This window comes from Pseudomonas sp. Sample_22, assembly GCF_004307635.1.
In the GTDB taxonomy this organism is placed as follows: domain Bacteria; phylum Pseudomonadota; class Gammaproteobacteria; order Pseudomonadales; family Pseudomonadaceae; genus Aquipseudomonas.
Genome location: NZ_RCNY01000013.1, coordinates 119,361 through 142,564, shown reverse-complemented (window position 1 = coordinate 142,564; position 23,204 = coordinate 119,361). Strand labels below are relative to the sequence as shown.

18 protein-coding genes are annotated in these 23,204 nt (G+C 59.5%); 13 read left to right on the top strand and 5 right to left on the bottom strand.

Annotation, left to right across the window (positions count from 1 at the left end):
• Positions 1 to 236: 236 nt before the first annotated feature.
• From moaE to D8U73_RS02360, 5 genes are all read right to left on the bottom strand, one after another.
• Complete coding sequence (moaE, locus tag D8U73_RS02380; RefSeq protein WP_056853657.1) at positions 237 to 689, bottom strand: molybdopterin synthase catalytic subunit MoaE; 453 nt, start codon at positions 687 to 689, stop codon at positions 237 to 239.
• A 3-nt stretch (positions 690 to 692) separates the two neighbouring features.
• Positions 693 to 935 (bottom strand): MoaD/ThiS family protein, encoded by a 243-nt coding sequence (locus tag D8U73_RS02375; RefSeq protein ID WP_056853658.1) that lies wholly within the window; start codon positions 933 to 935, stop codon positions 693 to 695.
• Positions 932 to 1,405 carry a cyclic pyranopterin monophosphate synthase MoaC gene (gene moaC / locus D8U73_RS02370; RefSeq protein WP_008060536.1) on the bottom strand — a complete coding sequence of 158 codons (474 nt, stop codon included), beginning with the start codon at positions 1,403 to 1,405 and terminating at the stop codon, positions 932 to 934. The genes D8U73_RS02375 and moaC overlap by 4 nt, the downstream gene beginning before the upstream one ends.
• A gap of 241 nt (positions 1,406 to 1,646) precedes the next feature.
• On the bottom strand, positions 1,647 to 3,041 hold the full coding sequence (locus tag D8U73_RS02365) for a PhoH family protein (protein ID WP_130903620.1): 1,395 nt from the start codon (positions 3,039 to 3,041) through the stop codon (positions 1,647 to 1,649).
• A gap of 335 nt (positions 3,042 to 3,376) precedes the next feature.
• A complete protein-coding gene (locus D8U73_RS02360; protein ID WP_056854496.1) occupies positions 3,377 to 4,501 on the bottom strand; it encodes a polysaccharide deacetylase family protein in 1,125 nt (374 codons plus the stop codon).
• Between the two features lie 349 nt (positions 4,502 to 4,850).
• Between D8U73_RS02360 and yaaA the strand changes: the two genes are divergently transcribed.
• The 13 genes from yaaA to D8U73_RS02295 all read left to right on the top strand — a co-directional run bounded on the left by yaaA (position 4,851) and on the right by D8U73_RS02295 (position 23,094).
• Complete coding sequence (yaaA, locus tag D8U73_RS02355) at positions 4,851 to 5,630, top strand: peroxide stress protein YaaA (protein ID WP_130903619.1); 780 nt, start codon at positions 4,851 to 4,853, stop codon at positions 5,628 to 5,630.
• 821 nt (positions 5,631 to 6,451) lie between these two features.
• Complete coding sequence (locus D8U73_RS02350) at positions 6,452 to 7,768, top strand: nucleotide sugar dehydrogenase (protein WP_130903618.1); 1,317 nt, start codon at positions 6,452 to 6,454, stop codon at positions 7,766 to 7,768.
• 149 nt (positions 7,769 to 7,917) lie between these two features.
• The gene (gene alg8, locus D8U73_RS02345; protein ID WP_172668677.1) at positions 7,918 to 9,402 is read left to right on the top strand and encodes a mannuronan synthase; all 1,485 of its coding nucleotides are present in this window, start codon (positions 7,918 to 7,920) and stop codon (positions 9,400 to 9,402) included.
• 36 nt (positions 9,403 to 9,438) lie between these two features.
• Positions 9,439 to 10,608 carry an alginate biosynthesis protein Alg44 gene (locus D8U73_RS02340; RefSeq protein WP_130903617.1) on the top strand — a complete coding sequence of 390 codons (1,170 nt, stop codon included), beginning with the start codon at positions 9,439 to 9,441 and terminating at the stop codon, positions 10,606 to 10,608.
• 15 nt (positions 10,609 to 10,623) lie between these two features.
• Complete coding sequence (algK, locus tag D8U73_RS02335; RefSeq protein ID WP_277751634.1) at positions 10,624 to 12,126, top strand: alginate biosynthesis TPR repeat lipoprotein AlgK; 1,503 nt, start codon at positions 10,624 to 10,626, stop codon at positions 12,124 to 12,126.
• The gene (locus tag D8U73_RS02330; protein WP_056854501.1) at positions 12,123 to 13,607 is read left to right on the top strand and encodes an alginate export family protein; all 1,485 of its coding nucleotides are present in this window, start codon (positions 12,123 to 12,125) and stop codon (positions 13,605 to 13,607) included. The genes algK and D8U73_RS02330 overlap by 4 nt, the downstream gene beginning before the upstream one ends.
• A 26-nt stretch (positions 13,608 to 13,633) precedes the next feature.
• Positions 13,634 to 15,223, top strand: a complete 1,590-nt coding sequence (gene algG / locus D8U73_RS02325) for a mannuronan 5-epimerase AlgG (protein ID WP_056854502.1) — start codon at positions 13,634 to 13,636, stop codon at positions 15,221 to 15,223.
• 10 nt (positions 15,224 to 15,233) lie between these two features.
• Positions 15,234 to 16,685, top strand: a complete 1,452-nt coding sequence (locus D8U73_RS02320) for an alginate O-acetyltransferase (RefSeq protein ID WP_056854503.1) — start codon at positions 15,234 to 15,236, stop codon at positions 16,683 to 16,685.
• An 8-nt stretch (positions 16,686 to 16,693) separates the two neighbouring features.
• Complete coding sequence (locus D8U73_RS02315; protein WP_056854504.1) at positions 16,694 to 17,809, top strand: mannuronate-specific alginate lyase; 1,116 nt, start codon at positions 16,694 to 16,696, stop codon at positions 17,807 to 17,809.
• A 201-nt stretch (positions 17,810 to 18,010) separates the two neighbouring features.
• On the top strand, positions 18,011 to 19,576 hold the full coding sequence (locus tag D8U73_RS02310; protein ID WP_130903616.1) for an MBOAT family protein: 1,566 nt from the start codon (positions 18,011 to 18,013) through the stop codon (positions 19,574 to 19,576).
• A gap of 11 nt (positions 19,577 to 19,587) precedes the next feature.
• Positions 19,588 to 20,763, top strand: coding sequence for an alginate O-acetyltransferase (locus tag D8U73_RS02305; RefSeq protein WP_130903615.1), 1,176 nt, complete (start codon positions 19,588 to 19,590; stop codon positions 20,761 to 20,763).
• Positions 20,764 to 20,780: 17 nt separating this feature from the next.
• Positions 20,781 to 21,434 (top strand): alginate O-acetyltransferase AlgF, encoded by a 654-nt coding sequence (locus tag D8U73_RS02300; RefSeq protein WP_056854507.1) that lies wholly within the window; start codon positions 20,781 to 20,783, stop codon positions 21,432 to 21,434.
• A gap of 208 nt (positions 21,435 to 21,642) precedes the next feature.
• Positions 21,643 to 23,094 (top strand): mannose-1-phosphate guanylyltransferase/mannose-6-phosphate isomerase, encoded by a 1,452-nt coding sequence (locus tag D8U73_RS02295; protein WP_056854508.1) that lies wholly within the window; start codon positions 21,643 to 21,645, stop codon positions 23,092 to 23,094.
• Positions 23,095 to 23,204: the final 110 nt, after the last annotated feature.

The following is a 23,204-nucleotide window of genomic DNA, read 5'->3' as shown; positions in this document are numbered from 1 at the left end:
AAAGCCTTTTTTGTACTTATAATTCCATACTGGACTTTTATGTATAAATCGTCAATCGGACAAATGCAGCCCGTGCCGGCCGGTGGTCGGGTGGTAAATAGATGAGTCGTTGGCGATGCAGATGGCCCCTTCACGGGCAAGCCTCGCTCCTACAGGTTTCGCGTCATGATGGGACGGCGCTAAACTTTTAGGAGCAAGGCTTGCCCGCGATGATTGACTGAAGGACGCTACAGCAATTACTGCTTCCAGCGATCCGCCGCAGCATGATCGCTGTCACGCCCTTCCACCCAGCGCGGTCCGTCGCTGGTATTTTCCTTCTTCCAGAACGGCGCGCGGGTTTTCAGGTAGTCCATGACAAAGGCGCAGGCATCGAACGCCGCCTGACGGTGGGCGCTGGCGGCGCCAACGAAGACGATCGGCTCACCCGGTTCCAACGCGCCGATGCGGTGCAACACTTGCAGCTTGAGCAGCGGCCAGCGCTGCTCGGCTTCGAGGGCGATCTTGCCGAGGGCTTTTTCGGTCATGCCAGGATAGTGTTCGAGGAACATCCCGGCCACATCGAGGCCATCATTGAAGTCGCGAACGTAACCGACAAAGCTCACCACCGCGCCGACGCCGACATTCGCATCGTGCATGGCGTTGACTTCAGCGCCGGGATCAAACGCCGTGGATTGCACACGAATGGCCAAGATTCAACCTCCGGTCACGGTCGGAAAAAACGCCACTTCGTCGCCGTCGCTGACCGGTTCGTCGAGTTGGCAAAGGTCTTCATTGCGCGCGCACATCAGATTCTGCTCGCGGAGCACCTCGGCGCCGTCGCGCTGGGCCAACAACACTCGCACGTCATCGACGGTGGCGAAGTTGCCCTCGACGTTTACCGCATCCACACCCAACGCTTCCCGATACCGGGCAAAAAACTTCACGGTGATATTCATGACGGGTCCGCCTGGAAATGCCCGCTCTTGCCGCCGACTTTTTCCAGCAAGCGCACGCTTTCAATGGTCATGCCGCGATCGACGGCCTTGCACATGTCGTAGATCGTCAGCGCCGCGACGCTGGCGGCGGTCAGGGCTTCCATTTCGACACCGGTCTGCCCGGACAATTTGCAGCGCGCGACAATTCGCACGCTGTCGTCACCTTCGGCACTGAGCTCGACTTTCACACCCGTGAGCATCAGCGGGTGGCACAGCGGAATCAAATCACTGGTTTTCTTCGCCGCCTGAATGCCGGCAATGCGCGCTACCGCAAATACATCACCCTTGGGGTGACCGCCACTGACGATCATTTGCAGGGTTTCGGGGAGCATGCGCACCAGCGCTTGGGCCGTCGCCTCACGGAACGTCACGGCTTTTTCAGTGACGTCGACCATGTTGGCGCGACCTTGGGAATCGAGATGAGTCAGCACGGGATTACTCCTGATCAGGAGCGTCGATTGTAAACCTGCGGGTCAATTTTCCGCACGCACGATTATCGGACGTCCCCCTGTAGGAGCGAGCCTGCTCGCGAAAAACGCAAGAACAACGTGGTCATTCAGGCAACACGCATTATCGTTCACGTCCATCGCAAGCAGGCTCGCTCCTACAGGGGTTATATGTCGGGCATAAGAATCCGGGCGGCTTTGTCGGCCGCCCGGTTTGGGTGAAGGATTACAAATGCGATTCGGCGTATTCGGCCAGGATCGAACGAGGCACCCCTTGCAGGGTGATGTGCACCCCGTTCGGGAAATCCTTGAAGCGCTCAGTGAGGTAGGTCAGCCCGGAACTGGTCGCGGACAGGTAAGGGGTGTCGATTTGCGCCAGGTTGCCCAGGCACACCACTTTCGAACCGGCGCCGGCACGGGTGATGATGGTTTTCATCTGGTGCGGCGTGAGGTTCTGGCATTCATCGATCAGGATCAGACTCTGCTGGAAGCTGCGGCCCCGAATGTAGTTGAGGGATTTGAACTGCAACGGCACTTTGCTGAGGATGTAGTCGACGCTGCCATGGGTGCTTTCGTCATCCATGTGCAAGGCTTCGAGGTTGTCGGTGATGGCGCCCAGCCACGGCTCCATTTTTTCCGCTTCGGTGCCGGGCAGGAAACCGATTTCCTGGTCCAGGCCCTGCACGCTGCGGGTGGCGATGATCCGCCGGTAACGCTTGCTGACCATGGTCTGCTCGATCGCAGCCGCCAGTGCCAGAATGGTTTTACCGGAACCGGCAGCACCGGACAGGTTGACCAGGTGGATGTCCGGATCGAGCAAGGCGAAAAGCGCCAGGCTCTGATAGATGTCACGCGGTTTGAGACCCCAAGCCTCCTGATGCAACAGCGGTTCCTGGTGCAAGTCCAGAATCAGCAGCTGGTCGTTCTCAATCTCCTTGATCCAGCCGACAAAGCCCTGCTCATCAATGATGAACTCGTTGATGTGCACCGCTGGCAAATTGTCGATCAGCTTCACCTGATGCCAGGTGCGACCATGCCCCTGACGAGTCTCGACCTTGCTCACCAGATCCCAGAAGGAGCCCGTCATGTTGTGGTAGCCGTTGGGCAGCAGCGACACATCGTCGACCAGTTGGTCGGTGCTGTAGTCCTCGGCCGCGATCCCGCACGCGCGAGCTTTGAGGCGCATGTTGATGTCTTTGGTGACCAGCACGACAGGTTTTTTCGGGTCGTGGGTATGCAGATCGATCAACTGGTTGATGATTTTATTGTCGTTCAGATGCTCGGGCAGAATGATGCTGGGCTCGGCACGCTTACTCATCAGAATTGACAGCAAACCTTTCGGCCCGCCCTTGCCCCGCTGAATCGGCACGCCCTGTTCAACGTCCTCGGGTGAGGCATCGCCCAGGGTCTTGTCGATCAGCCGGATGGCCTGACGGCATTCGGCGGCAACGCTGTGATGGCCGCTCTTGAGCTTGTCCAGCTCTTCCAGCACGGTCATCGGGATGGCGACGTGGTGTTCTTCGAAGTTGAGCAGCGCGTTTGGATCGTGAATCAATACGTTGGTATCGAGTACATAAAGGATTGGCTGGTTGGAAGAAGAGCTACGTCCGTGATCATCCATACTCGGTCACCTTTGTCAGAGCCAGTCGACGCAATACCTTGGCGGTGCTGCGCCTCGAAGTGGCCGCCGAATCTCACCAGCACAGATCCTAGTGACTGCAAACAAACGGGTCTTGGAAGACGCCACCTGTGTTGCAGGTTTCGGCGGTCTGTCTTCGTAATACTCCAAAACCCATGACAGAAAAAAGCACTTTGACGTTTTTTTGAAGTTTATTTTTCAGAGTGACGAAAAGCGCTTGGCGGACTGCCATCACCCGTTTAAAGTCGGAGATCAACCTGCAACGAATCCCCTCCTGAAATCGCCTTTTGCCCAATGTTTACGGGGTTTTGACCTTTTCAGCGAAACCCGCTCTGACAGTCTTCCCAACCGATCCCGCTTTGCGACGTTTGCGTCATCAGCCAAGGCAGCGCCGTTTTCACGCCATCCTGCTTCACATTGAAATTGATCACGCCATGACGCCACAGCAGCATCAAGGTCAGCACCCGTTGTGCGCTCTGATTGGCCTTGAGTTTGCCTGCGCCGTCCTGGGCATCGATATCCCATAGCGCCACCTGCAAGCCCTGAGCCTTGAAGAAACCTTCGGCATCGGCGCGGCGCTGACCATCGGGCGGGCGAAACAGCGGCACAAAATTTTCCGGCAGCTTGCCTTTGATCAGCTCGACACTGCGCCGCACCGAGTCCTGCCAGTCCTGCCAGTGGCTGTGGGAACGAAACTCCCAGCCTTGCACACCGACGCATTGGGCCGAGTACGTCGATTGCAGGCTGGCGACCGAACGCTCCGTCAGCCGGGCCTGGATGTCCCTGCCGAGCACGAAAAACGTGCCGCTCATGTTGGCCTTGCGCAGGTACTCGCTGACCCAGGCCGTGTTATCCGGTGCTGCATTGGCCGCGCTGTCGAACGTCAGCAAAAACAACCGGTCATGCATTGCCTCGCCGTTGCGCTCAAAGTCACCAAAACGATCGACTTCGCTGCTGGTCTGCGGGAAGAGCGCAGCCTTGCGCAGTTGCTCGTCGAGGTACTGGCCATGGAACGCACGACTCGGTTCCGCCCAACGGGTGTAGTAGCTGTCTTCGCTGATCTGGAACTTGGCGGCTTGTTCACGCAGGGTGGGCATGTCCTCGACCAGGAAACAGAAGGACGCATCCTGATCGCAGCTCTGTTGAGCGAAATTGTAATTGGCAAGCAAGCGCTGCCACAGGCGTTGGCGAACCCGGTTGACCGAGTCCAGATTGATCGTGCGCAAGCCCAAACGCTGGGCCAACGCGGGTTCGTCGAGGGACTCGCTGGCCAGCAGCACACTGGCGAACATGAGGATTTCCGCACGCGAGGCGACATCGAACAATGTCGGGTTGCCGAGTTGTTCCGGCCAGGTGCTGCGATCGAGCGTCGCCACGTCGCCCGGCGCCGCCAGGGCGCCGAAGCTCAAAAGCCAGGCCGAGAGTAGAAAAACAATGCGCAATGGGATGTCTCCATAACAAAACCCGCGCGGCACTATAGCTGATCCGACCGCAACTCCCGCAGCCAAGCCGAACGCCTTGTGCGAGGTAGCTTGCTCCCGCAGCCAAGCCGACTCATTGTGGCGAGGGAGCTTGCTCCCGCTGGGCTGCGAAGCAGACCCAACCCGGCGACCTCATTCCGCCAGGCTAAATACGTGCCCCCTCTTGCGACCGCTTCGCGCTCGAGCGCGAGCAAGCTCCCTCGCCACAGAAGCCCATCCTGGCAAACCATCGATCACCTATCACCTTGATAGCTGGAGTCATTGAGGCCAACCCCCTAGAATCGCCGCCACGATTAAAGGAGACGACTTCATGCTGATGGTGATTTCCCCCGCCAAGACCCTCGACTACGAAACACCGCCGGCGACGCAGCGCTTTACCCAGCCGCAGTATCTGGACCACTCCCAGGAACTGATCATGCAACTGCGCGACCTGACGCCGGCGCAGATCAGCGAGTTGATGCACGTCTCCGACAAAATCGGCGGCCTCAACGCTGCGCGCTTCGGCAGCTGGACACCCGCCTTCACTCCGGATAACGCCAAGCAGGCGCTACTGGCGTTCAAGGGCGATGTGTACACCGGGCTGAATGCGCAAACCTTCAGCGAAGCCGATTTCGATTACGCCCAGCAACACCTGCGCATGCTATCGGGCTTGTACGGCCTGCTGCGCCCACTGGATTTGATGCAACCGTATCGCCTGGAAATGGGCACCAAACTGGCCAATGCCCGTGGCAAGGACCTGTACGCCTTCTGGGGCACGCGGATCAGCGAATGGTTGAACGAAGCCCTGGCCGATCAAGGTGACGACATATTGCTCAACCTCGCGTCCAACGAGTATTTCTCGGCGGTCAAACGCAGCGCCTTGAACGCGCGCATTATCAATACCGAGTTCAAGGACCTCAAGAACGGTCAGTACAAGATCATCAGCTTCTATGCGAAAAAGGCCCGAGGCATGATGAGTCGCTTCGTCATCGAAGAACGCATCGACGACCCGGCAGCGCTCAAAAACTTTGATGTGCAGGGCTATCGTTACAGCGCCGAGCAGTCAAAACCGGACAGTCTGGTGTTCCTGCGCGACCACGCACCAGAGTGATGCGCAAGCACCGCGCAGGAAGGGTCAACCCCCTCCTGCGCCGTCACTGATCGTCCGACAATCTCCCCGCCAGTTCGCCAGTCAATTGGCGCCAAAAAACCATCGATCATTTTTCTAACTTTAGTTTCACTCGACTTCAATCATTTTTTTACGTAGTGGCACTGACTTTTTTTAACAGTAGTGGCACAAAAATATCCCCTCCGACGATCCGCCTATATATAAAGGGCGAAACGGCAAGTGCTATCAAAATGAGAGCAGTGCCATCTTTCTCAATATTTCAAAAAATTTCAGATTTCGCGATGGGCGGGCTGGAACTATGTCCAAATGCACCGCTCATACCACCGGTAACGATTCTCGCCGAGACTGTACGAGATAACTTACGCAGAGAAGTGATTCATGTAGCGAAGTTGCAATACAAACTTTCGCCAACTAATCCCTGATTTGGGCAACATCAAGCGGACAGGAGATAACGCATTAACACTATCCCCTACAAGGCCAAGGCCGCGCCCCTATAAACGTGCTCACCCGAGCACCCAACCGCTTGATCCACGGGCTATCCGCCTGAGATTGAGCGCGCAGCACCCGTGCACGAACACCCTCTGAACAGGGGGGTTGGCTGCATAACAGGGCAAGTCATAACAACAAGGCCTAGTTGCGCACACCTTGAGTGCACTTATTTAGACACTCGGAACTTTTATGCCAGCACACGGCACAGCTGCGCCTGTAAGCCGCACTTCCGAGTGCACTTTGACCGCTGAAAACATTAACTCCGGCCATCTAATGGCTTGGTAAAACACAAGCTTGATAACGAGGTAATTTCGATGCGCATCAGCATATTTGGTTTGGGTTACGTTGGCGCAGTGTGTGCCGGTTGCCTGTCTGCACGGGGTCATGACGTCGTTGGCGTCGATGTTGCCAAAGACAAGATCGATATGATCAACGCGGGCAAATCGCCAATCGTTGAACCAGGCCTGGGTGAACTTCTGGCGCAAGGTATCCAGACCGGTCGCCTGCGTGGCACCACCAATTTCGCCGAGGCGATTCGCGACACCGACCTGTCGATGATCTGCGTCGGCACGCCGAGCAAGAAGAACGGCGACCTGGAGCTGAACTACATCGAAGCCGTGTGCCGCGAGATCGGTTTTGTCCTGCGTGACAAGTCCACCCGCCACACCATCGTGGTGCGCAGCACCGTGTTGCCGGGCACCGTGGCCAACGTGGTCATCCCGATTCTCGAAGACTGCTCCGGCAAGAAGGCCGGCGTTGATTTCGGCGTGGCCGTGAACCCTGAGTTCCTGCGTGAAAGCACCGCGATTGCCGACTACGACCAGCCGCCGATGACTGTGATCGGTGAGTTCGACAAAGCATCGGGTGACGTTCTGCAATCGCTGTACGAAGAACTCGACGCGCCGATCATCCGCAAGGACATCGCCGTTGCCGAGATGATCAAGTACACCTGCAACGTATGGCACGCCACCAAGGTGACCTTCGCCAACGAGATCGGCAACATCGCCAAGGCTGTCGGCGTCGACGGCCGCGAAGTGATGGACGTGGTCTGTCAGGACAAGACCCTGAACCTGTCGCAGTACTACATGCGTCCAGGCTTCGCTTTCGGCGGTTCCTGCCTGCCCAAAGACGTGCGTGCCCTGACCTACCGCGCCGGTTCGCTGGACGTGGAAGCGCCGCTGCTGAACTCGCTGATGCGCAGTAACGAATCCCAGGTTCAGAACGCCTTCGACATCGTTTCCAGCCACGACAAACGCAAAGTCGCCCTGCTGGGCCTGAGTTTCAAGGCCGGTACCGACGACCTGCGCGAGAGCCCGCTGGTTGACCTGGCGGAAATGCTGATCGGCAAGGGCTTCGACCTGAAGATCTACGACAGCAACGTTGAATACGCCCGCGTCCACGGTGCGAACAAGGACTACATCGAGTCGAAGATCCCGCACGTCTCGTCCCTGCTCGATTCCGACTTCGACGCGGTGATCAACAACTCCGACGTGATCATCCTGGGTAACCGTGACGAGAAATTCCGCGCCCTGGTCAAGGACGTTCCGCACGGCAAGCAGGTGATCGACCTGGTCGGCTTCATGTCCAAGGCCACCAGCGCCAGCGGCCGCACCGAAGGCATCTGCTGGTAACACGGAATCCCGTCTCGGATAGCGCACTTTCGCGCATGAAAAACCTGTAGGAGCAAGGCTTGCCCGCGATGGCGATCTCAAGTGTGTCATCGCCGGCAAGCCGCGCTCCTACAGGGGGCGAGGGGCTCGCAAATGACTTTAGGATTCCGATTATGCACAGGCTAAAGCACGGCCTACTCCAGGCCGCCGGTTGGCTGTTTTATCTAAGTTTACTGATGGGCATCGCCATGGCGTTGCCTGTGTCCACATTCGACTCCGAGTCGAAGGACTTCATTTTCCTGATCGGTATCGTCGGTATCTGGCGCTACTCGATGGGTGCCACGCACTTCCTGCGCGGCATGCTGTTTCTGTACGTGGTCTACCCGCACCTGCGGCGCAAAGTGCGCAAGCTGGGCAAGGCGGCGGACCCGTCCCATGTCTTCTTGATGGTCACCAGTTTCCGTATTGACGCCCTGACCACCGCGCAGGTCTACAGCTCGGTGATTCGCGAAGCGATCGACTGCGGCCTGCCGACCACCATGGTCTGCTCCATCGTGGAAATGTCCGATGAGCTGCTGGTGAAAAGCCTGTGGAAACGGATGAATCCGCCACCGCATGTGAAGCTCGACTTCGTGCGCATTCCCGGCACCGGCAAGCGCGATGGCCTGGCTTACGGTTTCCGCGCCATCTCCCGTCACCTGCCGGATGACCGCGCGGTCGTGGCGGTGATCGACGGCGATACCGTGCTCGGCGAAGGCGTCGTGCGCAAGACCGTGCCGTGGTTCCAACTGTTCGGCAACGTCGGCGGCCTGACCACCAACGAGTTCTGCGAAGTACGCGGCGGCTACATCATGAGCGAATGGCACAAGCTGCGTTTCGCCCAGCGTCACATCAACATGTGCTCGATGGCTTTGTCCAAGCGCGTGTTGACCATGACCGGGCGCATGTCGGTGTTCCGCGCCACCGTGGTCACCAACCCGGAATTCATCGCCGACGTGGAAAGCGACTCGCTGCAACACTGGCGCCTGGGTCGCTTCAAGTTCCTGACCGGCGACGACAAATCGAGCTGGTTCAGCCTGATGCGCCTGGGCTACGACACGTTCTACGTGCCCGATGCCGCGATCAACACCGTTGAGCATCCGCCGGAAAAGAGCTTCATCAAGGCCAGCCGCAAATTGATGTTCCGCTGGTACGGCAACAACCTGCGCCAGAATTCCCGCGCCCTGGGCCTTGGCATCAAGCGCCTCGGTGCGTTCACGTCGGTGGTGCTGTTCGATCAGCGCGTGTCGATGTGGACCTCGCTGCTCGGCCTGACCGTAGCGATCATCGCCAGCTTCAAGTACGGCACCGCCTTCATCCTGGTGTACCTGCTGTGGATCGGTATCACTCGCCTGATCCTGACCCTGTTGCTGTCCTGTTCCGGCCACCGGATCGGGCCGGCTTACCCGGCGATTCTCTATTACAACCAGATCGTCGGCGCGCTGGTGAAGATCTACGTGTTCTTCCGCCTCGACCAACAGTCCTGGACTCGCCAGCCCACATCCCTGACCCGTGATCTCGCCAGCTTTCAACGTTGGTTCAACACCTGGTCGTCTCGGACCATGACCTTCTCCGCCGGCAGCATTTTTGTCGCCGTGCTGCTGATGATGGTCTGACCGCCCCCTTATTGAATTAACAAGGAAATCGCCTCTATGAATACCGCCGTCAATGCCAACGTAGTCCATGAATCCGAAGCCCAGCGCCAACACGCCCGCGTGAAAATTCCGGCCAAGCTGCGTTTCTTCGGCCCCGACCGGACACCGGTCGAAGCGCGAGTGATCGACCTGTCCGCCGGTGGCCTGGCCTTCAATGCCGGGCAACTGCCACTGAAGGTCGGCGACAAATACAAGGCTCGTCTGCAATTCGTCATCGACAACCTTGGCTTGGCCATGGATGTGGAGCTGCAGGTGCGCTCCAATGATCGCGAGACCGGTCGTACCGGTTGCCAGTTCCAGAACCTGGAACCGCAAGACATCTCGACCTTGCGCCACCTGATCACTTCGCACCTGGCCGGCGACATCGTCACCATCGGCGAAGTGCTGGCGACCCTGCAGCGCGACAACTTCACCAAGGCGCGCAAGAGCAAGGACGGCGGCCACGGCATGAGCGCGTTCGGCCGCATGAAAGCCGTGACCTTCAGCCTGGGCATTTTCGTCGTCGGCCTGGCGGCATTCGGTTTCATCTTCAAGTCGGTGTACGGCATGTACTTCGTCAGCCACGCCCAGGCCGGCCTGGTCAGCGTGCCGGGCGTGAACATCACCATGCCCCGCGACGGTACCGTGCAGAGCCTGGTGAAGTCCGACGGCGTGGCCGCCAAAGGCGCACCGCTGGCGACGTTCAGCACCAGCATGCTCGACGTGCTCAAGGGCCATCTGGAAGACGACCAACTGTCGCCGGCCAAAGTTGAAGAACTGTTCGGCAAGCAAATGACCGGCACCCTGACCTCGCCATGCGATTGCACCGTGGCCCAGCAAATGGTCGCCAACGGTCAGTACGCCAGCAAGGGCGATGTGATCTTCCAACTGGTGCCGCGCAACACCGAAGCCAACGTTGAAGCGCGCTTCACCTACCGCCAGTTCGCTGACGTACTGCCAGGCACCGCGGTGCGCTTCCAGATCGCCGGTGAAGACAAGACCCGCACCGGCAAGATCGTCAGCAGCACCAGCCTGAAAAGCGCCGACCTGTCGTCCGACATTCGCGTGCTGATCCAGCCTGACGAAGCCCTGGACAGCACCCTCGCCGGCCGCCCGGTTGAAGTCAACAGCGACCGCGGCCCGAACCTGAACTGGCTGATCGACAAAGCCATGGCTGCTGGTCTGTAACCGGAGGACATGCCCGTGACTACCCCACCAACCCCAAGAACACCGCTGTCCCTGTGGGAGCGAGCCTGCTCGCGATGGGATCCGCGCGGTTTGTCTGATGCACCGAGCCGTCTGCATCGCGAGCAGGCTCACTCCTACAAGGGTTCTCTGTGTGCCGTCGCATTGGCCGTCAGCCTTGCCGGTTGCGCCGGCCTGCCTGACCAGCGCCTGGCCAACGAAGCGCTCAAGCGCGGCGACACCGCCACCGCGGCAGCGAACTATCAACAGTTGGCAAGCCTGGGCTACAGCGAAGCCCAGGTCGGCCTGGCCGACATTCAGGTCGACAGCCGCGACCCGGCGCAAATGAAACAGGCCGAGGCGACCTACCGCGCCGCTGCCAGCGTTTCGCCGCGGGCCCAGGCGCGTCTCGGTCGCCTGCTGGTGGCCAAGCCCGGCTCCACCGAAGCCGAGCAGCACGAAGCCGAGACTCTACTCAAGAAAGCCGCCGCTGCTGGCGAAGGCAACACCTTGATCCCGTTGGCGATGCTGTACCTGCAGTACCCGCACAGCTTCCCCAACGTGAATGCCCAGCAGCAGATCAGCCAATGGCGCGCCGAAGGCAAGCCGGAAGCCGGTCTGGCGCAAGTGCTGTTGTATCGCACCCAAGGCACTTACGATCAGCACCTGGACGACGTGGAAAAGATCTGCAAAGCCGCGATCAACACCACCGATATCTGCTACGTCGAACTGGCCACGGTCTACCAGAAAAAAGCCCAGCCTGAACAACAGGCCGAGTTGATCAAACAGATGCAGGCCGGTCATGCCCGCGGCACCGTAACGGCCCAACGTGTCGACAGCGTCGCCCGTGTCCTGGCCGATGCGAACCTCGGCACGCCTGACGAAAAAACCGCACAGTCGTTGCTCGAACCGATCGCTCCGGGTTACCCGGCATCGTGGGTCACCCTCGCGCAACTGCTCTACGACTTCCCCGAACTGGGCGACGTCGATCAGATGATGAAGTACCTGGACAACGGCCGCGCTGCCGACCAACCGCGTGCCGAGTTGTTGCTGGGCAAACTCTACTACGAAGGCAAGATGGTCCCGGCCGACGCCAAGGTCGCCGAAGAACACTTCCAGAAAGCCGTCGGCCGCGAAGTCGCCGCCGATTACTACCTCGGCCAGATCTATCGCCGTGGCTACCTGGGCAAGGTCTATCCGCAAAAGGCCCTCGATCACCTGCTGACCGCTGCGCGCAATGGTCAGAACAGCGCCGACTTTGCCATCGCCCAGCTGTTCTCCCAAGGCAAAGGCACCAAGCCTGACCCGCTCAATGCGTACGTCTTCAGCCAATTGGCCAAGGCCCAGAACACTCCGCAGGCCACCGAGCTTGCACAAACACTCGAAGCGCAACTGCCGCCTGCGCAACTGGCCCAAGCCCAACGTCTGTTGAAACAGGAACAGGCCGTGCGCGGCAACTTGAGCCAGAACACGCTGCCGCTGCATGCCCTGCAAGAAGAAGATGGCGAGGAATCCCTATGAAATTGAATCCATTCATGAAGGCCGGTATCGGTCTCACGTTCGCGCTGATCTGGTCTTGCCCGACACTCGCGGCGATGACTGAAGACACCAAGAACTTTGGCCTGGACGTGAAGATCACCGGTCAGTTCGAAGACGACCGTGACCTGGGCACCCAGAGCGGTGGCGATGTCAACGGCCTCGGCCTCGACTTGCGTCCGTGGGTCTATGGCGAAAGCGGCGCGTGGAGCGCCTACGCCATGGGTCAGGCGGTGACGTCTACCGACATCATCGAGACCGACACCCTGCAACAGTCCGACGGTGCCGAGAACACCAACAACAACGACCGCGAAACCAAGAAGAACTACCTGGCGATGCGCGAGTTCTGGGTCGGCTACAGCGGCTTCACGCCCTACCCCGGCGAGATCCTGAAGTTTGGTCGCCAGCGCCTGCGCAATGACGACGGCCAGTGGCGCGACACCAATATCGAGGCCCTGAACTGGACCTTCGACACCACGCTGCTGCGCGCCAACGTGGGTATCGCCGAACGCTTCAGCGAGTACCGCACCGACTTGAAAGAACTGGCCCCTGAAGACAAGGATCGCCTGCACGCTTACGCCGACGCGGCGTACCAGTGGACACCGGGCAACTGGGTCGGCATTCGTGGTCATCACACCCACGACGACGGCAAGCTCGATTACCCGACGCCCGGCGAAGCCAGCGATTCGCTGGACAAGAAACAGAACGGCGACATCAGCTGGCTGGGCCTCACCGCCGACAGCGACGCCTACAACTGGCGCAACACCAACACCGTCAACTACTGGGGCAGCATCACCGGCATGAGCGGTGACCGCGACACGGTCAACCCGCTGAACGCCGATGGCAGCGCTCCGGCGCAAGCCAAGCGCAGCGGCGATGTCGACGGCTGGGCCACGGACCTGGGCGTGCGTCTGCGCCTCGATCCGCAATGGCAAGTGGGTGCCGCCTATGCCCGTGCCAGCGAAGACTACGAACAGAACGGCCTGGAAAGTAACCGCTCGAACTACACCGGTACCCGCTCGCGCGTGCACCGTTTCGGCGAAGCGTTCCGTGGCGAAATGAACAACCTGCAATCGGCCACGCTGTTCGGTTCGTGGATGCTCAACGACGAATACGACGCCAGCCTGATCTACCACAAATTCTGGCGTGTCGACGGCAACAAACCGGTCGGCAGCAACGGCATCGACGCGGTGCAGAACAACACCGACGACGTGACCGGCGCAATCCTTTCCAGCACCTCCCTGCCGCTGAACGATGGCGAGAAAGACCTCGGTCAGGAAATGGATCTGGTCGTCACCAAGTACTTCAAGCAAGGCTTGCTGCCGGCCTCGATGAGCCAGGCGATCGACGAGCCTTCGGCGCTGGTGCGCTTGCGTGGCGGCGTGTTCAAGCCGGGTGATGCGTACGGCAAGGAAGTCGACTCGTACATGCACCGCGCATTCATCGACGTGATCTGGCGCTTCTGATGCACATTGCGAAGGGAGTCTCCCAGATGAATCATCAAGCCCGAAAAGGCTCGATCAGCCTGTTGGCCGGCGCCATGCTGCTGGCCAGCGCGACTGCCTTCGCCAATGTGGAGCCAGCGGCTCCTCTAGCCGGCAAGCAGGCGACCGTGGCCAAGGAGCTGCAACAGGCCAAGACCTATACCGTCAGCAGTGCACCGACCGCGCCGCTGGAACTGGCCACGCCGAAGCTGCCGGACGTTTCCGGCTACACCGCCGAGGCCATCGCGGCGAAAATCGTGCGCGGCAAAGCGGGCAAGATCAGTGTGCGCCGGATGATGCAGGAAGACGCTCTGAAGGACTTCATCGGCGGCGACAACAAGATGGCCGAATGGGTGGTGCGCCAGCACGGCATCCCTCAGGCGATCTTTGTCGACGACGGCTACATGAACCTCAAGGACCTGGCGAAGAAGCTGCCCAAGCAGTATTTCAGCGAAACCTCGCCGGGTGTGTTCCTGGCCAGATTGCCGATCGTGGTCGGCCGTAACGGCATCCTCGAAATCGACAAACAGACCCAGGAATTGCGTCTGTCCCAGGAAGCCGGTTCGTTCCTGGTCAACGACGGCAAATTGTTCGTGCGTGACACCAGGATCACTGGCTGGCGCGAGAAGGACAACGGCCCGGCGACGTTCAAGTCGCCAAAGGAATTCCGTCCGTTCCTGCTGGCATGGGGCGGCACCGAGACCTACATCGCCAACAGCAAGCTCGCCAGTTTCGGTTATGCCAACAGTAAGTCCTACGGCGTGAGTATTTCCCAGTACACGCCGAACATGGCCAAGGTGCTCAAGCGTCCTGAGCCGACCGGCTGGATCGTCGGTTCCGAATTCTCGGACATGTGGTACGGCTTCTACTGCTACGAAACCAGCAACTTCGTAGTCAAGGGCAACACCTACAAAGACAACATCGTCTACGGCATCGACCCCCACGACCGTTCCCACGGCCTGATCATTGCCGACAACACGGTGTACGGAACGAAGAAGAAGCACGGGATCATTATTTCCCGTGAAGTCAACGACAGCTTCATCTTCAACAACCGCAGCTACGACAACAAGTTGTCGGGCCTGGTGATCGACCGTAACAGCGTCAACAACCTGATCGCCTACAACGAGATCTATCAGAACCACACCGACGGCATCACCCTCTACGAGAGTGCCGACAACCTGCTGTGGGGCAACAAAGTCGTCAGCAACCGCCGCCACGGCATCCGCATTCGTAACAGCGTGAACATTCGTCTCTACGAAAACATCGCCATGGCCAACGGTTTGACCGGCGTCTATGGCCACATCAAAGACCTGACCAACACCGACCGAGACATCAAGCTCGACCCGTTCGACGCCCAGGTGTCGCTGATCGTGGTCGGCGGTGAACTGGCGGCCAACGGCAGCGGCCCGCTGTCCATCGACTCGCCGCTGAGCGTCGAGTTGTATCGCGTGTCCATGCTCGCCCCGACCAAATCCAGTGGCATCAGCTTCTCGGGGATTCTCGGTGAGCGCCAGGATGAAATTCTCGACTTGCTGGTACGCCAGCAGAAAGCCGTGCTGATCGACCCTGTCGAACGCCAGACCGAAATGCAGGACTGAGGATAATTTTATGCACCCACACTTGATCAAATTACTCAGCCTGTCGGCCCTGACCGCGGGCATTCTCGCGGCCAGTGGCGGCGCCCGTGCCGATGAAGTCCAGGCACCCAAATTTTCCGCTGAACCGTGCTGCAGCCTCTGCCCGGCCGCTCACGATGCGAAGAATTACACCACACGTTATCAGCAGAATTTCACCACGCTGGTGCAGGCCCAGGGCGACTGGTTGTTCCGTACGCAAGAAGACTTGCGCACCGAGTTCGACACCACCCCCGCCGGCTACAAACGCATGAAACAACTGCACGATGCGTTCAAGAGCAAAGGCGTGGAACTGGTCATCGTTTACCAGCCGACCCGTGGCCTGGTGAACCGCAACAAGCTCAACCCGGCGGAGAAAGCCAGCTACGACTTCGACAAGGCGTTGCGCAACTACAAGACCATGCTCGGCCGTTTCGCGCAGATGGGTTACGTAGTGCCGGACCTGTCGCCGCTGACCAACGAACAACTGCCCGAGACCCTGCCCGCCCACGACTTTTACTTCCGCGGCGACCAGCACTGGACACCGTACGGCGCGCAGCGCACAGCGAAAATCGTTGCCGAAAAGGTCAAGCAGATCCCGGCCTTCGCCGACATTCCCAAGCGTGAATTCGAGACCCATAAGTCGGGTCGCATGGGCAAGACCGGAACATTGCACAACATGGCCGGTCAACTCTGTGGCACCAGCTACGCGATCCAGTACATGGATCAATTCACCACCGAGCCAAAAGGTGAAGCAGGCGATGGCGATCTGTTCGGCGACTCCGGCAATCCGGAGATCACCCTGGTCGGCACCAGCCACAGTGGCAAGAACTACAACTTCGCCGGTTTCCTCGAAGAGGCCATCGGCGCCGACATTCTCAACGTGGCGTTCCCCGGCGGTGGCCTGGAAGGTTCGATGCTGCAGTACCTGGGCAGCGAGGAGTTCCAGAAGAACCCACCGAAAATTCTCATCTGGGAATTCTCGCCGCTCTATCGCCTCGACCAGGAAACCATCTACCGCCAGATGATGGCGTTGCTGGACAACGGTTGCGAAGGCAAGGATGCACAGATGTCCGGGAGCGCCACCCTGAAGCCGGGCAAAAACGAATTGATGGTCAACAGCAAAAACCTCGACCTGCGTAACAGCAGTCACCAGGTCGACATCCGCTTCGCCGACACGTCGGTGAAAACCTTGCAAGCCACCCTCTGGTACATGAACGGTCGCCACGAGGACATCAAGATCGAAAAACCGGAAACCTCCGAGACTGACGGACGTTTCGCCTTCGAGTTGCGCACGGACGAAGACTGGGCCTCGCAGAATCTGCTGGCCGTTGAAGTCCAGGGCCCGGAAAAAGCGGGCGCCGCGCCACAGAAAGTCGAAGCGAAAATCTGCAAACGCAACGTGTTCCCGGGCGCTGAGCAACGTACCGCTTCAGCCGGGCAATGAGGTCTGCTATGCGAAATCCGAAACTGGCAACACTGACGCTTTTGAGCCTGGCGATGTTCGCCGGTGCGACCCAGGCGGCGGCGCCTTTGCGTCCGCCACAGGGTTACTTCGCGCCGATCGAGAAAGTCAAAACCGGCGACAAGAGCGAAGGCTGCGAAGCAATGCCGACGCCGTACACCGGCTCGCTGCAATTTCGCAGCAAGTACGAAGGTTCGGACAAGGCCCGTTCGACCCTGAACGTGCAATCGGAAAAAGCCTTCCGCGACAGCACCGCCGATATCACCAAGATCGAGCGCGGCACCAGCAAGCGCGTCATGCAATTCATGCGTGACGGTCGCCCGGAACAACTGGAATGCACGCTCAACTGGCTTACGGCATGGGCCAAGGCGGATGCGTTGATGTCCAAGGACTTCAACCACACCGGCAAGTCGATGCGCAAATGGGCACTGGGCAGCATGGCGTCCTCGTACATTCGCCTGAAGTTTTCCGACTCCCGTCCGCTGGCCAATCATCAGCAAGAGTCGCAGCTGATCGAGGCCTGGTTCAGCAAGATGGCCGACCAGGTGGTCAGCGATTGGGACAACCTGCCGCTGGAAAAAACCAACAACCATTCGTACTGGGCCGCCTGGTCGGTGATGGCAACCGCCGTCGCCACCAACCGCCGCGACCTGTTCGACTGGGCCGTGAAGGAATACAAGGTCGGCGCCAATCAGGTCGACGCCCAGGGCTTTTTGCCTAACGAACTCAAGCGTCAGCAACGTGCGTTGGCCTACCACAACTATGCCCTGCCGCCGCTGGCGATGATCGCCAGTTTCGCCCAGGTCAACGGAGTGGACTTGCGTCAGGAAAACAACGGCGCACTGAAACGCCTGGGTGACCGGGTACTCGCCGGGGTCAAGGACCCGGACGAATTCGAGCAGAAGAACGGTAAGGAACAGGACATGACCGACCTCAAGGTCGACTCGAAATTCGCCTGGCTCGAACCGTTCTGCTCGCTCTACACCTGCGCGCCGGACGTGCTGGAGAAGAAGCATGACATGCAACCGTTCAAGACTTTCCGCCTGGGTGGAGACTTGACCCGGGTCTACGACCCGGCCAATGAAAAGGGCAAAAAGGGCAGTTGAGTCAACGCTGATCGTTCCCACGCTCTGCGTGGGAATGCAGCCCGTGACGCTCCGCGTCACATGCCGAAGCGGACGCAGAGCGTCCATTGAGGCATTCCCACGCAGAGCGTGGGAACGATCATGTACCTCCCCCGGTTTTCGGTGGGGGGTTTGGGGGGGCCGTTGGCCCTTGACTGTTGGTTCAAACAAGGAGAGATCGGGATGGTTTTTTCGTCCAACGTGTTCCTGTTTTTGTTCTTGCCGATCTTTCTCGGCTTGTACTACCTGAGCGGGCAACGCTATCGCAATCTGTTGCTGCTGATTGCCAGCTACGTGTTCTATGCCTGGTGGCGTGTGGACTTTCTGGCGCTGTTCGCAGCGGTCACGCTGTGGAACTACTGGATCGGCCTGAAGGTCGGTGCCGCCGGTGTCCGGACCAAACCGGCACAACGCTGGTTGCTGCTCGGAGTGGCTGTCGACCTGTGCATCCTCGGCTACTTCAAGTACGCCAACTTCGGCGTCGACAGCATCAACGCGATGATGACGTCGGTGGGCCTGGAGCCGTTCATTCTGACCCACGTGCTGTTGCCGATCGGTATCTCGTTCTACATCTTCGAGTCCATCAGCTACATCATCGACGTCTACCGTGGCGACACCCCGGCGACCCGCAACCTGATCGACTTCGCGGCGTTCGTGGCGATCTTCCCGCACTTGATCGCAGGTCCCGTGTTGCGTTTTCGCGACCTCGCCGACCAGTTCAACAACCGCACGCACACCCTCGACAAATTCTCCGAGGGCTGCACGCGGTTCATGCAGGGTTTCATCAAGAAAGTCTTCATCGCCGACACCCTCGCGGTGGTGGCCGACCATTGCTTCGCCCTGCAAAACCCGACCACGGGCGATGCCTGGCTGGGGGCACTGGCCTACACCGCGCAGTTGTACTTCGACTTCTCCGGCTACAGCGACATGGCCATCGGCCTGGGCTTGATGATGGGTTTCCGTTTCATGGAAAACTTCAAGCAGCCGTACATCAGTCAGTCGATCACCGAGTTCTGGCGCCGCTGGCACATCAGCCTGTCGACCTGGTTGCGTGACTATCTGTACATCACCCTGGGCGGCAACCGTAAAGGCACGCTGACCACCTATCGCAACCTGTTCCTGACCATGCTGCTCGGTGGCCTGTGGCACGGCGCCAACATCACCTACATCGTCTGGGGTGCGTGGCACGGCATGTGGCTGGCGATTGAAAAGGCCCTGGGCCTGAACACTTCGCCGCGCAGCTTCAACCCGATCCGCTGGGCGCTGACCTTCCTGCTGGTGGTGATGGGCTGGGTGATCTTCCGTGCAGAAAACCTGCACGTCGCCGGTCGCATGTATGGCGCGATGTTCAGCTTCGGCGACTGGTCACTGTCGGAACTCAACCAGGCCAGCCTCACCGGTCTGCAAGTGGCAACGCTGATCGTCGCCTACGTGACCCTGGCGTTCTTCGGCCTGCGTGACTTCTACAGCAACCAGCCTGCGGTCAAGACCAAGCCTGCGGTGAACGTGGACAGCGACGGCCCGGCCGCCAGCGAACCGGGTCTGATCAAGGCCGCGCCTGGGGATAACCCGACGAGCATCCACCAGCCTGGCTACACCGTCGGCGTCGACGCCCAGGTGCAACCGGCCTACTGGACCGCTGACTGGTCGCGCTACGTGATGCGTGCGCTGGTGCTGCTGCTGTTCATCGCCTCGATTCTCAAACTCTCGGCGCAAAGCTTCTCGCCGTTCCTTTACTTCCAGTTCTGAGGGATCTGACCATGACCCGCTCATTACGCATCTTTTACATCGCCCTGTTCCTGGTGACGCTGCTCGCCCTCGGCCTGTGGTCGGTTCGCAGCTTCCTGGGCTTCAGCACCAATGCCGATGCGACGGTGCTCAACGGCCGCTGGACCAAGGCGGTGGAAACCCACTACGACGACGAGTTTCCGATCAAGCGTCTTGGCACCAACCTCTGGGCGGCGCTGGATTTCAAACTGTTCAACGAAGGTCGTCCGGGCGTGGTGCTCGGGCGCGACCAGTGGTTGTACAGCGATGAAGAATTCCACCCGACCGTCAACGAAGAGCTGAACCTGCAAGGCAACTACGCGCTGGTCGAAGGCGTACGCCAGACCCTCAAAGAGAAAGGCGTGAAACTGGTAATGGCGGTGGTACCGGCCAAGGTGCGTCTGTATCCGGAGCATCTGGGCGAGGAAAAACCGGCCAGCATCCACGCCAACCTTTACCAGGACTTCCACAAGCGTCTGGCTGCCGACCGCATCCTTGCTCCTGACCTGCTTGGCCCGCTGCAACAGGCCAAGCAGAACGGTCAGCAGGTGTTCCTGCGCACCGACACCCACTGGACACCACAAGGTGCCGAGATCGCGGCCAACCGTTTGGCCAAGACCATTGCCGACAAGTACCCGCTGAGCGGCGAGCCACAGCGCTTCGTCACCGAACCTGCGGAAACCGTTACGCACAAGGGCGACCTGCGGCTGTTCCTGCCACTGGACCCGCTGTTCGAAAACCTGATGCCCAAGCAGGAGCCTCTGCAGAAGCGCAATACGGTCGCGGCTGAAGATCAAGCGGCCGGTGACGACGCGCTGTTTGCCAACACCGAAGTGCCGGTGGCCCTGATCGGCACCAGCTACAGCGCCAACCCCAACTGGAACTTCGTCGGTGCGCTCAAGCAAGCGCTGAACAGCGACGTGGTCAATTACGCCGAAGACGGCCACGGCCCGATTCTGCCAATGCTCAGCTACCTCAAAAGCGATGCTTTCAAGAACAGCCCGCCACAAGTGCTGATCTGGGAGTTTCCTGAACGATATCTGCCTGTGAACAACGAAATCGGCGACGCCGACCCGCAGTGGGTCGCAGAGCTTAAACAAGCCGGCGCCCGCCAACAAAACGTAGCCGCAAACACTAAATCCGAGACGCCCGACCGGGCGCAAAACTGAAAGAGAGAGGTACTACCATGACTTTCACTACTCCTCGTCGTCTCGCCAAGACCTTTGCACTGGTTGCTGGTATGAGTGTGCTCTCGATGCAGGCCTTCGCCGGTGGCGATGCTGCGCTGTACGGCCCGACTGCACCGAAAGGTTCATCCTTCGTGCGTATCTACAACGCCAGCAACGCCGAAGTCAGCGCCACCGTCGGCAGCACCAGCCTGAGCGACGTCGCACCGCTGTCCAGCAGTGACTTCAGCTTCATGCCGGGCGGTGACTACAGCGCCAAGGTCGGCAGCCAGACCCTGCCGGTGAAACTGGCCGGCGATCACTATTACACCCTGGTCAACAACGCCAGCGGCGCGCCGCAACTGATCGAAGAGCCGCCGTTCAAGAACAAGCAGAAATCCCTGGTGCGCGTGCAGAACCTCAGCGACAAGGCACTGACCCTGAAAACCGCCGACGGCAAGACCGACGTGGTGCCGAACGTGGCACCCAAGGGCCGTGGCGAACGTGAAATCAACCCGGTGAAAGTCAGCCTGGCGCTATACGATGGCGCAACGAAAGTCGGCGACGTGAAACCCGTCGCCCTGGAACGCGGTGAAGCGGCAGTGCTGTACGTCACCGGCAACGGCAGCAGCCTGTCGCCAGTCTGGGTAAAACGCCCGGTATCGACGCGCTAATTAATTCGTCCGGTTGACCCATTTCCCTGTGGGAGCGGGCTTGCCCGCGATGCAGACGACTCGGTGAAACAGATGCACCAAGTTGATGCCATCGCTGGCAAGCCAGCTCCCACAGGGATCGAGGAATCAACGGGGACACGGAACAAGAACAAGAGTGAAACGACAGAACGAAGTAGCTCTAACCAAACGATTTTCAAGGAGTAACAACATGATTCCGGTGATCTTGTCAGGTGGTAGTGGCTCACGTCTTTGGCCGCTTTCCCGTAAGCAGTTCCCTAAACAGTTCCTGGCGCTGACCGGCGAACACACGCTGTTCCAGCAAACCCTGGAACGCCTGGTGTTCGAAGGCATGGACACGCCGATCGTGGTCTGCAACAAGGACCACCGCTTCATCGTCAATGAGCAATTGGCGGCCCGCAAACTGGAAACCCAGCGCATCCTGATGGAACCGTTCGGTCGCAACACTGCGCCGGCCGTGGCCCTGACCGCGATGATGCTGGTTAACGAAGGTCGTGACGAACTGATGCTGGTGCTCCCGGCCGATCACGTACTGGAAGACCAGAAAGCCCTGCAACGCGCCCTGGCCCTGGCCACCGTGGCGGCGGAAAACGGCGAAATGGTGCTGTTCGGCGTACCGGCCACCAAGCCGGAAACCGGTTACGGCTACATCAAGTCGACCAACGATTCGCTGCTGCCTGAAGGCGTCAGCCGTGTATCGCACTTCGTCGAAAAACCCGACGTCAAACGTGCCACCGAATACGTGCAATCCGGCGGCTACTTCTGGAACAGCGGCATGTTCCTGTTCCGCGCCAGCCGCTTCCTCGAAGAACTGAAAAAGCACGACCCGGACATCTACGACACCTGCCTGCTGACCCTGGAGCGCAGTGCCCAGGACGCTGACACCGTCAGCATCGACGAAGCCACTTTCGCCTGCTGCCCGGACAACTCCATCGACTACTCGGTGATGGAAAAAACCCAACGCGCCTGCGTCGTACCGCTGACGGCCGGCTGGAGCGATGTCGGCTGCTGGTCGTCGTTGTGGGAAGTGAACGAAAAAGACGCCAACGGCAACGTCACCAAAGGCGACGTGGTCATCCAGGACAGCAAAAACTGCATGATCCACGGCAACGGCAAACTGGTGTCGGTGATCGGCCTGGAAAACATCGTCGTGGTCGAAACCAAGGACGCCATGATGATCGCGCACAAGGACAAGGTCCAAGGCGTGAAACAAATGGTCAACACCCTCAACGAACAGGGCCGCACTGAAACCCAGAACCACTGCGAAGTCTATCGTCCATGGGGCTCCTACGACTCGGTGGACATGGGCGGCCGCTTCCAGGTCAAGCACATCTCGGTCAAGCCGGGCGCGTGCCTGTCGCTGCAGATGCACCACCACCGTGCCGAACACTGGATCGTCGTCAGCGGCACCGCCGAAGTGACCTGCGACGAAAACGTGTTCCTGCTCACCGAGAACCAGTCGACCTACATTCCGATTGCTTCGGTGCACCGCCTGCGTAACCCGGGGAAGATTCCACTCGAGATCATCGAAGTGCAGTCTGGTAGTTACTTGGGTGAGGACGATATCGAGCGGTTTGAAGATATCTACGGGCGCTCGACCCCAATCGAGCGTGGCGTGTCGGTGAAAACCATCGCGCAATAAACTTCTGTAACTTAAGCCCTCGACCAACTCGCTGCGTTCCCTATCCGCAGCGGTTTGGCCGGGGGCTTTTTTTGTCCGGATTCTTTCGCTGGCTCGACTGGCCCCATCGC

What these genes read in the sequence shown, in the direction of transcription:
- D8U73_RS02375 (WP_056853658.1), bottom strand. Translation starts at nt 935, where the DNA reads ATGAATATCACCGTGAAGTTTTTTGCCCGGTATCGGGAAGCGTTGGGT.
- D8U73_RS02365 (WP_130903620.1), bottom strand. Translation starts at nt 3,041, where the DNA reads ATGGATGATCACGGACGTAGCTCTTCTTCCAACCAGCCAATCCTTTAT.
- yaaA (WP_130903619.1), top strand. Translation starts at nt 4,851, where the DNA reads ATGCTGATGGTGATTTCCCCCGCCAAGACCCTCGACTACGAAACACCG.
- D8U73_RS02350 (WP_130903618.1), top strand. Translation starts at nt 6,452, where the DNA reads ATGCGCATCAGCATATTTGGTTTGGGTTACGTTGGCGCAGTGTGTGCC.
- D8U73_RS02340 (WP_130903617.1), top strand. Translation starts at nt 9,439, where the DNA reads ATGAATACCGCCGTCAATGCCAACGTAGTCCATGAATCCGAAGCCCAG.
- D8U73_RS02330 (WP_056854501.1), top strand. Translation starts at nt 12,123, where the DNA reads ATGAAATTGAATCCATTCATGAAGGCCGGTATCGGTCTCACGTTCGCG.
- algG (WP_056854502.1), top strand. Translation starts at nt 13,634, where the DNA reads ATGAATCATCAAGCCCGAAAAGGCTCGATCAGCCTGTTGGCCGGCGCC.
- D8U73_RS02320 (WP_056854503.1), top strand. Translation starts at nt 15,234, where the DNA reads ATGCACCCACACTTGATCAAATTACTCAGCCTGTCGGCCCTGACCGCG.
- D8U73_RS02315 (WP_056854504.1), top strand. Translation starts at nt 16,694, where the DNA reads ATGCGAAATCCGAAACTGGCAACACTGACGCTTTTGAGCCTGGCGATG.
- D8U73_RS02310 (WP_130903616.1), top strand. Translation starts at nt 18,011, where the DNA reads ATGGTTTTTTCGTCCAACGTGTTCCTGTTTTTGTTCTTGCCGATCTTT.
- D8U73_RS02305 (WP_130903615.1), top strand. Translation starts at nt 19,588, where the DNA reads ATGACCCGCTCATTACGCATCTTTTACATCGCCCTGTTCCTGGTGACG.
- D8U73_RS02300 (WP_056854507.1), top strand. Translation starts at nt 20,781, where the DNA reads ATGACTTTCACTACTCCTCGTCGTCTCGCCAAGACCTTTGCACTGGTT.
- D8U73_RS02295 (WP_056854508.1), top strand. Translation starts at nt 21,643, where the DNA reads ATGATTCCGGTGATCTTGTCAGGTGGTAGTGGCTCACGTCTTTGGCCG.